General features: G+C 30.9%; 9 protein-coding genes and 1 pseudogene. 6 read left to right on the top strand and 4 right to left on the bottom strand.

The features are described 5' to 3' along the window. Positions 1 to 269 precede the first annotated feature (269 nt). A pseudogene (locus IEW41_RS14600) lies at positions 270 to 449 on the bottom strand (phage tail protein); the annotation flags it as partial. 325 nt (positions 450 to 774) lie between these two features. Then, positions 775 to 2,661: a molecular chaperone HtpG gene (gene htpG, locus IEW41_RS12075; protein WP_188606631.1), complete on the bottom strand. Its 1,887-nt coding sequence runs from the start codon at positions 2,659 to 2,661 to the stop codon at positions 775 to 777. A 217-nt stretch (positions 2,662 to 2,878) separates the two neighbouring features. Between htpG and IEW41_RS12070 the strand changes: the two genes are divergently transcribed. Beyond that, entirely contained in the window at positions 2,879 to 3,889 is a 1,011-nt protein-coding gene (locus IEW41_RS12070) for a 3-oxoacyl-ACP synthase III family protein (RefSeq protein WP_188606630.1), read from the top strand. 475 nt (positions 3,890 to 4,364) lie between these two features. On the opposite strand, the gene IEW41_RS12065 is transcribed toward IEW41_RS12070, so the two are convergent. Beyond that, positions 4,365 to 6,845 (bottom strand): TonB-dependent receptor, encoded by a 2,481-nt coding sequence (locus IEW41_RS12065; protein WP_188606629.1) that lies wholly within the window; start codon positions 6,843 to 6,845, stop codon positions 4,365 to 4,367. A gap of 118 nt (positions 6,846 to 6,963) precedes the next feature. Between IEW41_RS12065 and IEW41_RS12060 the strand changes: the two genes are divergently transcribed. Next, positions 6,964 to 7,323, top strand: a complete 360-nt coding sequence (locus IEW41_RS12060; RefSeq protein WP_188606628.1) for a CoA-binding protein — start codon at positions 6,964 to 6,966, stop codon at positions 7,321 to 7,323. Here the strand turns inward: IEW41_RS12060 and IEW41_RS12055 are convergent. Continuing rightward, positions 7,300 to 8,757 (bottom strand): sodium:solute symporter, encoded by a 1,458-nt coding sequence (locus IEW41_RS12055; RefSeq protein WP_188606627.1) that lies wholly within the window; start codon positions 8,755 to 8,757, stop codon positions 7,300 to 7,302. The genes IEW41_RS12060 and IEW41_RS12055 overlap by 24 nt on opposite strands. A 204-nt stretch (positions 8,758 to 8,961) precedes the next feature. On the opposite strand from IEW41_RS12055, the gene IEW41_RS12050 reads away from it, so the two are divergent. The 4 genes from IEW41_RS12050 to IEW41_RS12035 all read left to right on the top strand — a co-directional run bounded on the left by IEW41_RS12050 (position 8,962) and on the right by IEW41_RS12035 (position 13,404). Next, the gene (locus IEW41_RS12050; RefSeq protein WP_188606626.1) at positions 8,962 to 11,475 is read left to right on the top strand and encodes a T9SS type A sorting domain-containing protein; all 2,514 of its coding nucleotides are present in this window, start codon (positions 8,962 to 8,964) and stop codon (positions 11,473 to 11,475) included. A 97-nt stretch (positions 11,476 to 11,572) separates the two neighbouring features. Beyond that, a complete protein-coding gene (recR, locus tag IEW41_RS12045) occupies positions 11,573 to 12,190 on the top strand; it encodes a recombination mediator RecR (RefSeq protein ID WP_188606625.1) in 618 nt (205 codons plus the stop codon). 16 nt (positions 12,191 to 12,206) lie between these two features. Next, a complete protein-coding gene (locus tag IEW41_RS12040) occupies positions 12,207 to 12,779 on the top strand; it encodes a phosphoribosyltransferase (protein WP_188606624.1) in 573 nt (190 codons plus the stop codon). Positions 12,780 to 12,783: 4 nt separating this feature from the next. Continuing rightward, a complete protein-coding gene (locus tag IEW41_RS12035; protein WP_188606623.1) occupies positions 12,784 to 13,404 on the top strand; it encodes an HAD family hydrolase in 621 nt (206 codons plus the stop codon). Positions 13,405 to 13,448: the final 44 nt, after the last annotated feature.

Here is a 13,448-nt window from a genome sequence, read left to right as displayed (position 1 = left end):
TATCAATTGGTTACAAAAAAACCACCTTGTTTTCACAAAGTGGTTTTTTGTTTTGTTTAACGAAAAACACTATAAATGTTTTTTATACAACAAAGTATTATCTTTTTAATTCTGGTTAAGATGCTTTAATTACGACTTGGATAAAACCCATTTAAAGCAATTATATATCTCAATGAAACAGTTTTAACAGTAGCGCTACTTTGTGTATTATCAATTTTAAAATTAGCACCATTTACTACACTGCCTTGTTTTCTTGTATTACTTGCACTAATAGGAACTGCATCTCTTAAATCAGGTAAAGCAAATGTGGTTCTTCCATCTCCTCCATATTGAGTTCCTAAAATTGAGAATAACGCTGAATGTACAGAAATTTGTAATAACTGTCCTTCACAGAAAGCCCAACCACGTGGAGCAAAATTGCCTGCAAATAATTTTATTTCTCCAATCATTGCGTCTTGAGAAAAGCTTTTTAGAGAAAAAATACAGAAAAGCGTGAATAATAAGATTAGTTTTTTCATATCATAATAAATTTAGTTTCTTCCTAGAGTTGTTGCACTTTGAATTATAAAATGGATTTTTTAAATCATAAACTACTTAATGTTTTATAAGTATATTTTTCATATACCTACATCAGCTGTCTAAACAAAGTTAGCTTTTTAATATATAAAATGAAAATGCTGCTTTAAGTAACTATTAATCAATAAAAAACCACCTTGTTTTCACAAAGTGGTTTTAGGTTTCTATGAGATAATGAAACAAGTTCAGTATAACATATTATTTTAATAGTTCGTAGCTACGCTTTACAAAGTTTGTTAGCTCTTCACCTTTTAGTAAGCCTTGAGATAAACGCGCTAAATCTAAACTCTGGTTTATTAAACGTTCTTGTTTCTTTTTGGTTTTGGTGTTTAAAATTTCGCCAACCAAATCGGAGTTTGTATTTACTACCAAATTATACATTTCTGGCATGTTACCCATTCCAAACATTCCGCCTCCACCAGTTTGCTGCATTTCTTTCATACGACGCATAAATTCTGGTTGCGTGATTATAAAAGGAGACGCATTGCTATCCATAGCTTCTAACTGAACCATGAATTTTTCAGAAGGAATAGTGTCTTTTAAAACCGTTTCTAATTCTGTTTTTTGCTCGTCTGTTAACTTAGAAATTTTAGTTTCTTCCTTGTTAATTAAGTTATCAATATGGTCGCCATCTACACGTGCAAAAGAAATATTTTCTTTAGTGCTTTCTAACTTTTGAATTAAGTGCGATACAATAGGAGAATCTAATAGCAATACTTCATAACCTTTAGCTTTTGCAGCTTCAATATAGCTGTGTTGCGCATCTGTGTTAGATGCATAAAGGATTACTAATTTATCGTCTTTATCTGTTTGATTTGCTTTTATTTTATTGAAAAGTTCTTCGTAGGTATAATACTTACCATCTACTGTTGGATATAATGCAAAGGCATCTGCTTTTTCGAAGAATTTTTCTTCTGATAGCATTCCGTATTCGATAACAATTTTAATATCGTTCCATTTAGCTTCAAAATCTTCACGATTATTGTTGAATAACGATTTTAATTTATCGGCAACTTTACGAGTAATATAAGATGAAATCTTTTTTACAGCTCCATCTGCTTGTAAGTACGAACGCGACACGTTTAAAGGAATATCTGGCGAATCGATTACACCACGTAGCATGGTTAAAAATTCTGGTACAATACCTTCAACGTTATCTGTAACGAACACTTGATTTTGATACAATTGGATTTTATCCTTTTGCATATTCATATCGTTCGTCATTTTTGGAAAATATAAAATTCCAGTTAAATTAAACGGATAATCTACATTTAAATGAATGTTGAATAAAGGCTCTTCAAATTGCATTGGATACAACTCTCTGTAAAACGATTTGTAATCTTCGTCTTGTAAATCTGTTGGTTGTTTTGTCCAAGCAGGATTTGGGTTGTTGATGATATTATCAACTGTTTTTTTCTCTGGTTTTGCGTCTTTTGGAGCATCTTCAGGTAAAGCCACATTAACTTCTTTGGTTCCAAACTTAATTGGAACAGGCATAAATTTATTGTACTTTGTAAGTAACTCTTTAATTCTAGATTCTTTTAAGAACTCTGTAGAATCTTCAGCAATGTGAAGAATAATTTCTGTACCACGTTCTGTTTTATCAGAAGGTTCTAAAGTAAATTCTGGTGAGCCATCACACGTCCAATGTGCTGCTGGTTCGCCAGTGTGTGATTTTGTAATAATCTCAACTTTTTCTGCAACCATAAAGGCTGAGTAAAAACCAAGTCCGAAATGACCAATAATTCCTGAATCTTTAGCAGAATCTTTGTACTTATCTAAAAATTCTTCAGCTCCAGAAAAAGCAACTTGATTAATGTATTTCTCAACCTCTTCGGCAGTCATTCCTAAACCTTGATCAATAATGTGAAGTTTTTTGCCTTCTTTATCAATTTTAACTTCAATTATTGGGTTGCCATATTCTGCTTTAGAGTCGCCAACAGTAGTCATGTGCTTTAATTTTAAAGTCGCATCTGTTGCGTTACTTATTAGCTCACGTAAAAAGATTTCGTGATCGCTGTATAAGAATTTTTTAATGAGAGGAAAGATATTCTCTACCGAAACATTAATATTTCCTTTTGTCATATTTAAATTATTAATTGTTTCCACGAAAGTGAAAACGGTTATTTGTTAAACTTAATTTACTTTTTAGTGTTAGTCAAAAAAAGTACCAAGACTGAAAAGGTGACAAACTGACATTTTATAAACAAAATTTTACGAAAATGGTATTATTAATTACATTGCGACACTTACTTTTGCATGATTCATAATTAATAAAGTATATTGAATAAATTTTAAGAGCATGTATAATTCGAAAATAATTGGACTAGGACATTATGTTCCTGATAATGTGGTTACTAATGATGATTTGTCAAAATTCATGGAAACCAGCGATGAGTGGATTCAAGAACGTACAGGAATACAAGAGCGTCGTTGGGTAAAAGCAAACTCTGAAGATACAACAGCAACAATGGGAGTAAAGGCTGCCAGAATTGCTATTGAACGTGCAGGAATTAGTAAAGACGATATCGATTTTATTGTATTTGCAACCTTAAGTCCTGATATGTATTTTCCTGGACCAGGAGTTCAAGTGCAGCACGCATTAGATATTAAAACTGTTGGAGCCATAGATATACGCAATCAGTGTTCTGGATTTGTATATGGAATTTCAGTTGCAGACCAATACATTAAATCTGGAATGTATAAAAACGTGCTTGTTATTGGTAGCGAATTGCATTCACATGGATTAGATAAAACTACAAGAGGTAGAGGTGTTACAGTAATTTTTGGTGATGGAGCAGGAGCAGCAGTATTAACAAGAGAGGAAGATACAACCAAAGGAATTTTATCGACACATTTACATTCGCAAGGAGAACATGCTGAAGAATTAGTGTTAATTGCACCAGGAATGGGAAAACGTTGGGTAAATGATATTATAAAAGATAACGATCCTAATGACGAAAGTTATTTCCCTTATATGAATGGACAGTTTGTATTTAAAAATGCAGTAGTTCGTTTTAGTGAAGTAATTATGGAAGGGTTAATGAAAAATAATCTTCAAAAAGAAGATATAGATATGTTAATTCCGCATCAAGCCAATTTACGTATTGCACAATTTATACAGAAAAAGTTTGGTTTGAGTGATGACCAAGTTTTTAATAATATTCAGAAATACGGAAACACAACTGCAGCATCTATTCCTATTGCATTAACAGAAGCATGGGAGCAAGGCAAAGTAAAAGAAGGCGATACAGTAGTATTGGCTGCTTTTGGTAGCGGATTTACTTGGGGAAGTGTTATTATTAAATGGTAAAAAATAAAATTCTGCGGAAGCAGAAATTAAAAAAGCCCAAACCTATCAGGTTTGGGCTTTTCAGCTATTAACCAATTTAACTAACCAATTAAACTAATTAACCTTTTAAAACTTATCACTTACTTATAGACGTTAGAATTTTAATTTTATTTCAATTTTTAACATATTTAACTTTAGTTAACAATAATAAAAAACCCAAAACAAAATGCTTTGGGTTTTAATGCTATTAATCTTTTATATAACACTTAATAAAAAATCGAACTCATGTTTAAGTAGAAGGCTAATTCAAATTAATCTAAAATTCGTTTAGTGTTTATATAAAGACGAATAAATTATATATTCATTACACTGATTATCAAACTTTAACAATTTATTTCTATTAAAAGTAAAAACCCGAAACTTTAGGTTTCGGGTTTTCTATTTAATAGCCAGACTTAACACTAACCATCAACTATTATGTAGGCTATTAAAATTTTTATATAAATCCTCCACTTCCATCTTTTTCATTATCATCTCTGTTTTTACGTTGTAAAGCTCTGTATTTACCTCCTCCAAAACGATATGATAATCCAATGTTCCAAGAATTGCTTTCCCAATTAAACTGTCCAGCTTGAGGTGTTGGTCTGTCTCCTTCAAACTCAAACTTCATGGTGTTAAAGATGTCGCTATAATTAAAGCTAAATGTAGCTCTGTCGTCCTCTAAGAACGAATAGCGTAATCCTGTGTTAACCATAAACATTGGCTTTCTGGTAAACTGTAAACCTTTTTCTTCACCTCTATACATAGTAAAAACTGATAGGTTTAGTTTTTTTGTTGCTTTAAAATTATTAAACATTCTAAAGTTCCAAACTAGATTATCTACCTCAATAGTTTCTAAAATAATATCGTCAACAGTAGCAACATTTGTAGGTGCAGTTAAAGTTTCGGCAATTCCTTTTTGTTTTCTAGAGTACAAGTCAAAACTTGCATTAAAATTCCACCATTTTGTAGGTCTGAAATTACTGCTTAACTCAATTCCAAAGGCAGTAGTGTTATCGAAGTTATCGTAGGTTAATATGTTTTTATTAATATCTAATCTATCTATAAAAACTGCTCTATTAATTTCATCTTCAACCAGACGATAAAATACACCACCTGTTATTGATCCGTTTTCTAATTTTCTGGTGTAATTTGCTTCAATTGAGTTTGTAAATTGTGGTTGTAACTCTGTATTTCCAAAAGAAGAAATTAAAGGTGTACTCCACTCTCTAATAGGATTTACTTGTTGTAAACCTGGTCTGTCCACACGTCGACTATAACTCATTTGGTATGAGTTTTTATCACTAGGACTGTAGGTTAAAAATACTGATGGATATACTTGAAAGTAATCGTTTTCAAACGGTGTGTTTTCTGTAGAGTTTTCTAAGGTACGGAAAGCATTTGCATCTTCCATAACACTTTCTGCTCTTAAGCCAACTTGATAACTCCACTTTTCAAATGTTTTACCATAAGTAGCGTATAATGAATAGATATCTCTTTTATAACTAAAATCTGTTTGTGGTGTTGGTATGTATTCATCGCCATTATTAGGTATGTTATCTTGATTTTCATTTACAGATAATCCTGTAGAAGTATAATCAATTTTAGTGTCAAATAACCTTGCTTCAGCACCAATTTCTAATTTTGCTTTTTCAGATAAAGGATTTACATAATCTACATTTATTGTAGTTTGATCTCTATCAGTATTTACAAAATCACTATAGTTTGGAGGAAAAGAGAAATTTTGAAAGTTGAAGTTTGCAATTTCATCTTGGCTAAAAACACTATAATCTGCTTCTATATCTAATTTTTCACCTTCTTTTTTAAACTTATGATTAAATACACCATTATATTGAGACGATAAGTTTTGTGTGTCGTTATCAAAAATTTGCTGCTGTAAAGGTTGATTAGGATATAATACTCCTGTTGTTCCAGCGCCAAAACCATCATATATGTTTTGGTTTGTAAAGAATGAAACAGTATTATTATCATTCATATAAAAATCTAATCCTACTTTATATAAATGTGATTTGTTGTTGTTAAAAAAATCGAATAGCTGTTCAGAATTATCATCTAAACGTTCAATACTACCATAATTCGCAGATTTGCCAATATTATTGCCATAGCTTCCATAAAGATTGAATTTTCCGTTGCGATAATTTAAATCTATTGAGCTATTAAATTTTGCATAAATCTCTTTTGTTAATCCAAGATTAATATTTCCGTTAAATCCAATATTGGTGTTTTTATGAAGAATAATATTAATGATACCACTCATGCCTTCAGGATTATATTTTGCTGATGGATTTGTGATTAATTCAATTTGTTTAATAGATGTTGAAGGAATCTGCTTTAATAATTGAGCAATTGGTACATTAGATAGTTTACCATCTACCATTACACGTACATTTTCGTTTCCTCGTAAACTTATATTTCCTGTTTGTTGGTCAACGTTTACAGATGGTATATTATTCATAATATCTGAAGCTGTTGGTCCTGTAGTAGTTAAATCTTTTCCAACATTTATAACTTTTCTGTCAACTTTTTGTTGAATGGTTGTTACCTCTGCAACAACAGTAACTTCGTCTAAACTAGCAACATCTTCTTCAAGCATTATATCTCCTAGAGCTATATCATAACCGTTTTTTCCAACAGAAACAGTTTTAGCAATAGTTTTAAATCCGATATATTGAATACTTACAACAACATCGCCTTCGGGAATACTTTTAATTTCAAAAGTACCATCGTCTTTTGTTATTCCTCCCGTAATAGTTTGGTTTGCGGTTGTTTTAATAATTACATTAACATAAGGGAGTGGTTGGTTTAGTGAAGCGTCGATTACTCGCCCTGAGACAGTTCCATCTCTTAATTCTTTAGCTGGTTGTGCACTTACAATTACAGATAGTAAAAGCACACAAATGAACATGAGTTTTTTCATTTTTGATTGTTTTTTGATTGATTGATTTTAAAACCTAATTAATTAGGATGTTATTTCATAGACGCTTAATTTTGGAATCTGTTACTCTTTTTAACATACCTTAACAACATTTTAACACATGAAGAAAACTTTGGTAATGGGAGCCTCATTAAATCCTTCACGATATTCTAACTTAGCAATTGTAAGGCTAGTAGATGCTAGTCATAAAGTTGTAGCTTTTGGGTTAAAAGAAGGAGAAGTAAATGGAGTAAATATTGATACTGAATTAGAACAATATGATAATATTAATACAGTAACAATGTACTTAAGTGCGCAGCATCAAAAAGAATACTATGCTTATATAATGTCGTTAAACCCTAAGCGTGTTATTTTTAATCCAGGAACTGAAAATCCTGAATTTTACAAATTGCTAAGTGAAAAATCTATTCAGTTTGAAGAATCTTGTACATTAGTATTATTGTCTACGAATCAATACTAAACCAATAAAAGTTATAATACCATTATAGATTAATAACTCGTATCCAAATTTATAGCCACCTAAATATTCTGAAGGCAGATTGGCCAGAATATAGCTTATTAGTACCGAAGCTACTGCAACATATGGTACAAGTTTATCTTTAATTTTGTGTTTAGTTAAAATACCAAAAGCAAATAAACCTAATAATGGTCCATAAGTATAACCAGCAACTGTAAGAATTCCGCTAATTACACTTTGGTTTAGTACATAATAAAAGCAGATTATAACTAAAATCATTAAAACACTCATACCAATATGCACCTTTTTACGAGTTCTTTTTTGAGTGTGTTCAGGACGTTTTTCAATGTTTAAAAAGTCAATACAAAATGATGTTGTTAATGCAGTTAGAGCACTATCTGCACTTGAATATGCTGCTGCTATTAAACCTAAAATAAAGAATATGGCTACAGACAAGCCTAAGTCTGAGTGAAGAGCTATTTCAGGATAAAGTAAGTCAGTTTTAACAACACCATCAATAACAGGAACACTAATTCCTTTTGTTTCTGCGAAAACAAATAATAATGCACCTAATAGCAAAAATATAAAGTTAACAAAAACTAAAACAATACTAAAGGTAACCATGTTTTTTTGGGCATCCTTTAGAGATTTACAAGTTAAGTTTTTTTGCATCATATCCTGGTCTAAGCCTGTCATACAAATAGCTATAAACATACCTCCTAAAAATTGTTTTAAGAAATGATTCTTAGCCAGAATATCGTCAAAAAAGAAAATTTTGTCATACTTTTTAATAGCATCGCTACCAATAAAATCTCCTAATCCCCAACCCATTTGTTGATATATAAGTACAATGGTTACAATTAGAGCAACTAACATTAATAAAGTTTGAATAGTATCTGTCCAAACAACTGTTTTTACACCACCTCTAAATGTATATAGTAAAATTAATGCTACGGAGATAATAACAGTTAAAGGAAATGGGAAGGCCCAATGTTTAAAAACATATTCATGTAAAACACTTGCAACTAAAAAAAGCCTAAAAGCCGAGCCAAGAACTCTAGATATAAAAAAGAATAATGCTCCTGTTTTATGACTTACAATACCAAACCTATCGCCTAAATATTCATATATTGATGTTACGTTAAGTTTGTAATAGATTGGCATTAAAACAAAAGCAATAACAAAATAGCCAAATAAATAGCCAAAAACAACTTGCATATAGCCAAACATTCCGCTACCCACATCACCAGGAACAGAAATAAAAGTGACGCCACTTAATGACGCTCCAATCATCCCAAAGGCTACTAAAAACCAAGGAGATGATTTATTTGCTCTAAAAAAAGAATCGTTACTGTCTTCTTTACCTGTGAGGTATGAGATAAAAATTAAAATTCCAAAATAAACTGCAATTAAAAGTAGGACGTGTATAGGTTGCATATGTTGTTATTAAGAGTCGAAATATACAAAATAACAATTCAAAAATCTGTATTGCACTTTTTTGCAAACTGATTCTTTTTTATTAAAACATAAAGCATATATAGATTAGATAGGTGTTAAAAGCTAATTATTTAGTAATTAATCTATTAAAAAAGTACTATTTTTGAAATCTTTATAAACAATAATAACATTAAGTAATCTTACATGAGAAATTTTTACATCACTTTAGTTTTATGCTTTTTTGCTTTAAACTCTTGGTCTCAAGAGTATTTAAGAATGATTGAAGTTGGAACTTATACAGTACAAGAAATTCAAGCTGAAGCTGAAGCTTATTTTGCTACAGTTGGAACAGAAAGAGGAAAAGGATATAATCCGTATAAAAGATGGGAGTATAACGCTCTTAGAAATATGGATGAAAATGGAATGCTGAAAACACCTGAGTTTTATTATAACGAACTTCAGAATTATAATAACTATTTAAATCAAAATGGTTTTAATTCTAGGTCTACAGCTGCCGATACTGGTAATTGGGAGCAATTGGGTCCAACATCATGGAATGCTACATCAGGTTGGAATCCAGGAGTTGGTAGAATTACATCAATAGCTGTAGATAAAACTAATATTAATCATATTATAGTTGGTGCAAATACTGGTGGAGTTTGGAAAACAACAAATGGTGGTACTACATGGACAGTGTTAACCGATAATCTTTCTAATTTAAACGTATATGCTTTAGCAATTGACCCAACAAATTCTTCAACTTATTTTTGGGGTTCAACTAATGGTTCAATTTTTAGATCAACAGATGCAGGTTCAACCTGGAGTTTAATTTCTATAACTGGTGGAGGAACTGTAAATAAAATACTTATTGATCCAAATAATACAACTAAAATGTATTGTAGTGTTCAAGGAGGTGGTATCTATAAATCTACAACTAGTGGTACAACTTGGTCGTTAATTGATTCAGGCGCAACTAATGGTTATGATGTTGAGTTTAAACCAGGTGATACAAACACAATATATGCATCAGGTAGTCAGGTTTATAAATCTACAGACGGAGGAGCTACTTTTACAACCATTTCTGGATTTAATAGTGGGCCAAAAATGATTGGAGTGTCAGATAATGACCCTTCAGTTGTTTATGTCTTAGAAGCTAATAGTGGAGCTTTTGGAGGGTTTTATAGATCGTCAGATAGTGGTAGTACTTTTTTAATGCTTAATCATTCAGGTAAAAATTATTTTGGTTATAGCTCAAACCCTGAAGATCCAGGAGATGTTGGGAGAGGTCAGGCTCCTAGAGATATGGATATTGCTGTTAATCCTGCAAATGTTAATGATGTTCATATAGCTGGAATTAACTCTTGGAGGTCAACTGATGGAGGTATATCTTTTAGTATAACTTCTCAATGGACACCTGGTGGAGCAGCATCGGGAAACATTGGGTATTGCCATGCTGATATTGATATAATGGAATATATAGGTTCAAAACTATATATAGGGAGTGATGGTGGAATTTATGTAGCTAATAATCCAACAGTTGTAAATAATTCATATTATACTGACTTAACCGCTGGGCTAGGTATTAGACAATTCTATAAAATTGGAATTAGCCAATCAAGCCCTGTTATTGTGAGCGGAGGAGCTCAAGATAATGGAACGTCTGTGTATACTACTGCTGGAACTTGGAGAGACTGGTTAGGTGCTGACGGTATGGAGTCGTTTGTTGATAAAAACAATAATAATATTCTTTATGGAACATCACAAAATGGTTCATTGTATAAGTCAACTAATGGAGGTAATTCATATTTTGGTTTAAGCGAACCTGATGGAAAATCAGGAAATTGGATAACTCCTTTTGAGCAAGACCCAAATACACAAGATGTTATCTATTCTGGATATGATCAAGTTTACAAATCTACAAATGGAGGCGCTTCATGGACTGCAATTTCTCAAAACTTTGGAAGTAATCTAGATCATTTAAAGATCGCACCATCTTCTAGTTTTACTATGTATGCTGCAAGAGGAAGTAATTTATATAGAACTTTTTTAGGAGGAGCAGGTGGTAATTGGAGTCAAGTTACTGGTTTTATCGGGACAATTAACTCAATAGCAGTGCATCCTACAGATGATAATAAAATTGCTATTGCTACTAGTGGAACACAAAAAGTATATGTTTCTACAAATGCAGGAACAAGTTGGACATCATACAGATTTGATTTGCCAAACTTTAGTGCATTAGCTTTAGCTTGGTCTCCAAATGGGAATGATGGACTTTATTTAGGAATGAATTATGGTGTTTATTATATAGACAACACTACAGGTAATAGTTGGAAACCTTTTAGTAATAATTTACCAAATGTTCAGATTAGTGAGCTGGAAATTAATACGGTTGAAAATAAGATTTATGCTGCAACCTATGGACGTGGCTTATGGAGATCGCCTTTATTTGATCCTAATTTAAGTGTTGGGGAATTTGAGCTAGATAATATTTCATTATATCCAAACCCTGCAGCTAAAGAAGTTAATATATCTTGGAGCAAAAATGAAGATGTATCAATAAGGATTTTTAACTCTTTAGGGAAGTTAATGTACTATTCAAAAAGTGCTACTTTAAACAGTACGTTTAAGATAGATGTATCTCAGTATGCTTCAGGATTATATTTTGTAAAAATTAATAATGAAACTGGTGTAGTAACTAAAAAGCTTATTGTTGAGTAACGCAAAAAAAATTAATTTAAAAGTCCAATACTTAAATTTTAGTATTGGACTTTTTTTATTCTATTAATAGTTCATAAAATATAGTAATTTCGCATATATGGAATTCTCTTCAAAGCTTCTCGAAAAAGCAGTTAACGAAATGTCGCAATTACCAGGAATTGGTAAACGCACAGCATTACGCTTGGTGTTGCATTTATTGCGTCAGCCAAACGACCAAACTATGCAATTAGCGAGTGCTCTTCAAAATATGCGAAACGAAATTAAGTTTTGTAAAAGTTGCCATAATATAAGTGATACACAGCTTTGTGAAATATGTGCCAATCCACATAGAACTAGTGACATTATTTGCGTGGTTGAAGACGTAAGAGATGTAATGGCAATCGAAAACACAAGCTCTTTTAGAGGTTTGTATCATGTTTTAGGAGGTAAAATTTCTCCTATGGATGGTGTTGGTCCAAACGATTTAAATATAACTAGTTTAGTAGATAAAGTTAAACAAGGCGAAATAAAGGAACTTATATTCGCATTAAGTTCAACAATGGAAGGAGATACAACAAATTTTTATATCTTCAAACAAATACAAGATTGTGATATAGTAACATCAACTATTGCAAGAGGTATTTCTGTTGGCAATGAATTAGAATATACAGATGAGGTAACACTTGGTAGAAGTATTATGAACAGAATACCATTTGAGTCTTCTTTAAAATCATAAAAATAGTTTTTATTTAATGGAGGTAATAACTTTAAATGAGGAGCATTTTAATAAAAAATGTATTGAGTTAATCGAAAAAATTGACTTTAATCCTGATATGGTTATTGGAATTCTTCAAGGTGGAGGGATTATGCTAGACTCTATTAAAGCATCTAAAAAAACTGAAGCAAATGTTTTTGGATTTGTTAAACTTAAAAAGGCTAATACATCAAAAAAAAATAAAAGGCTTTTTGTTCCACTTCTAAAAATGTTGCCATATTCAATTCTGAATAAACTAAGGCATATCGAATCTAATAAAGTTAAAAAATCAATCCAATCTTTAGATTTAAATAATTTAGCAAAACAAGATATAGATTTAAATTTTCCTCAATTAGAAGAAGTTAAATCCATATTAATTATTGATGATGCAATTGACTCTGGCAAAACAATGTTTGTGGTAAATGAAAACATTAAAAGGCGATTTCCAAAGGCTAAAATTAAAATAGCAGTTATTTCTTGGACATTAAACGAATCGATTATTAAACCAGATTTCTATCTTTATAAAAACATACTAGTGAGATTTCCTTGGTCGCTAGATTTTAAAAATTAATATTTTGAAGCATAAAGTTTTAGTAGTTGATTTAGATGGTACTTTATATTCAATAAATACATTCCATCATTTTTTAAAGTTTTTATTGATTCATTGTATTAAAAATTTTGAATTATTTCTACTGGTAAAAATTGTTACGATTATTAAATTCCGTATTGCCAGATTAATATCTCATTCTAAAATGAAATATTATATCCTAAGTTATATCAAAGACAAGCAAAATATTGACTATTCAGAATTTGCTCATAAAATATCAAAATATAAAAACACAATTCCTGAGGTTAGCAACAGTAATTATGATACCAAAATCCTAGCCACAGCAGCTCCTTTGTGTTACGCTGAAATAATTTCAAGAGAAAATAATTTTCATTTTTGTTCGGCAACAGACTTTCCAAAAGCAGATTTTCACAATTTTTCTGAAAACATTAGAGAAACAAAGAAGATAAATGTTATGCACATTTTAAAACGTAATAAGTTTACTGAAATAGATACTTTTATTACTGACCATATTGATGATTTACCGTTAATGAAAATATCTAACAAGAACATAATTATTAACTCAAATAAAGAATTAGAATCACAACTTAAAAGCAATTCTATTGAGTTTGAAACCTTAAGGGTTTAAATAATTTAACTTCAAAAAGGTTATTTTTAGACTTTTAAATTGTG

Source organism: Aquaticitalea lipolytica (genome assembly GCF_014641635.1).
GTDB lineage: Bacteria > Bacteroidota > Bacteroidia > Flavobacteriales > Flavobacteriaceae > Aquaticitalea > Aquaticitalea lipolytica.
This window is presented reverse-complemented; position numbering and strand designations above follow the sequence as displayed.

Excerpts from the sequence above, each read along its gene's own strand:
- IEW41_RS12040 (WP_188606624.1), top strand. The coding sequence starts at position 12,207 with ATGGAGGTAATAACTTTAAATGAGGAGCATTTTAATAAAAAATGTATT.
- recR (WP_188606625.1), top strand. The coding sequence starts at position 11,573 with ATGGAATTCTCTTCAAAGCTTCTCGAAAAAGCAGTTAACGAAATGTCG.
- IEW41_RS12050 (WP_188606626.1), top strand. The coding sequence starts at position 8,962 with ATGAGAAATTTTTACATCACTTTAGTTTTATGCTTTTTTGCTTTAAAC.
- IEW41_RS12065 (WP_188606629.1), bottom strand. The coding sequence starts at position 6,845 with ATGAAAAAACTCATGTTCATTTGTGTGCTTTTACTATCTGTAATTGTA.
- IEW41_RS12070 (WP_188606630.1), top strand. The coding sequence starts at position 2,879 with ATGTATAATTCGAAAATAATTGGACTAGGACATTATGTTCCTGATAAT.
- IEW41_RS12060 (WP_188606628.1), top strand. The coding sequence starts at position 6,964 with ATGAAGAAAACTTTGGTAATGGGAGCCTCATTAAATCCTTCACGATAT.
- htpG (WP_188606631.1), bottom strand. The coding sequence starts at position 2,661 with ATGACAAAAGGAAATATTAATGTTTCGGTAGAGAATATCTTTCCTCTC.
- IEW41_RS12055 (WP_188606627.1), bottom strand. The coding sequence starts at position 8,757 with ATGCAACCTATACACGTCCTACTTTTAATTGCAGTTTATTTTGGAATT.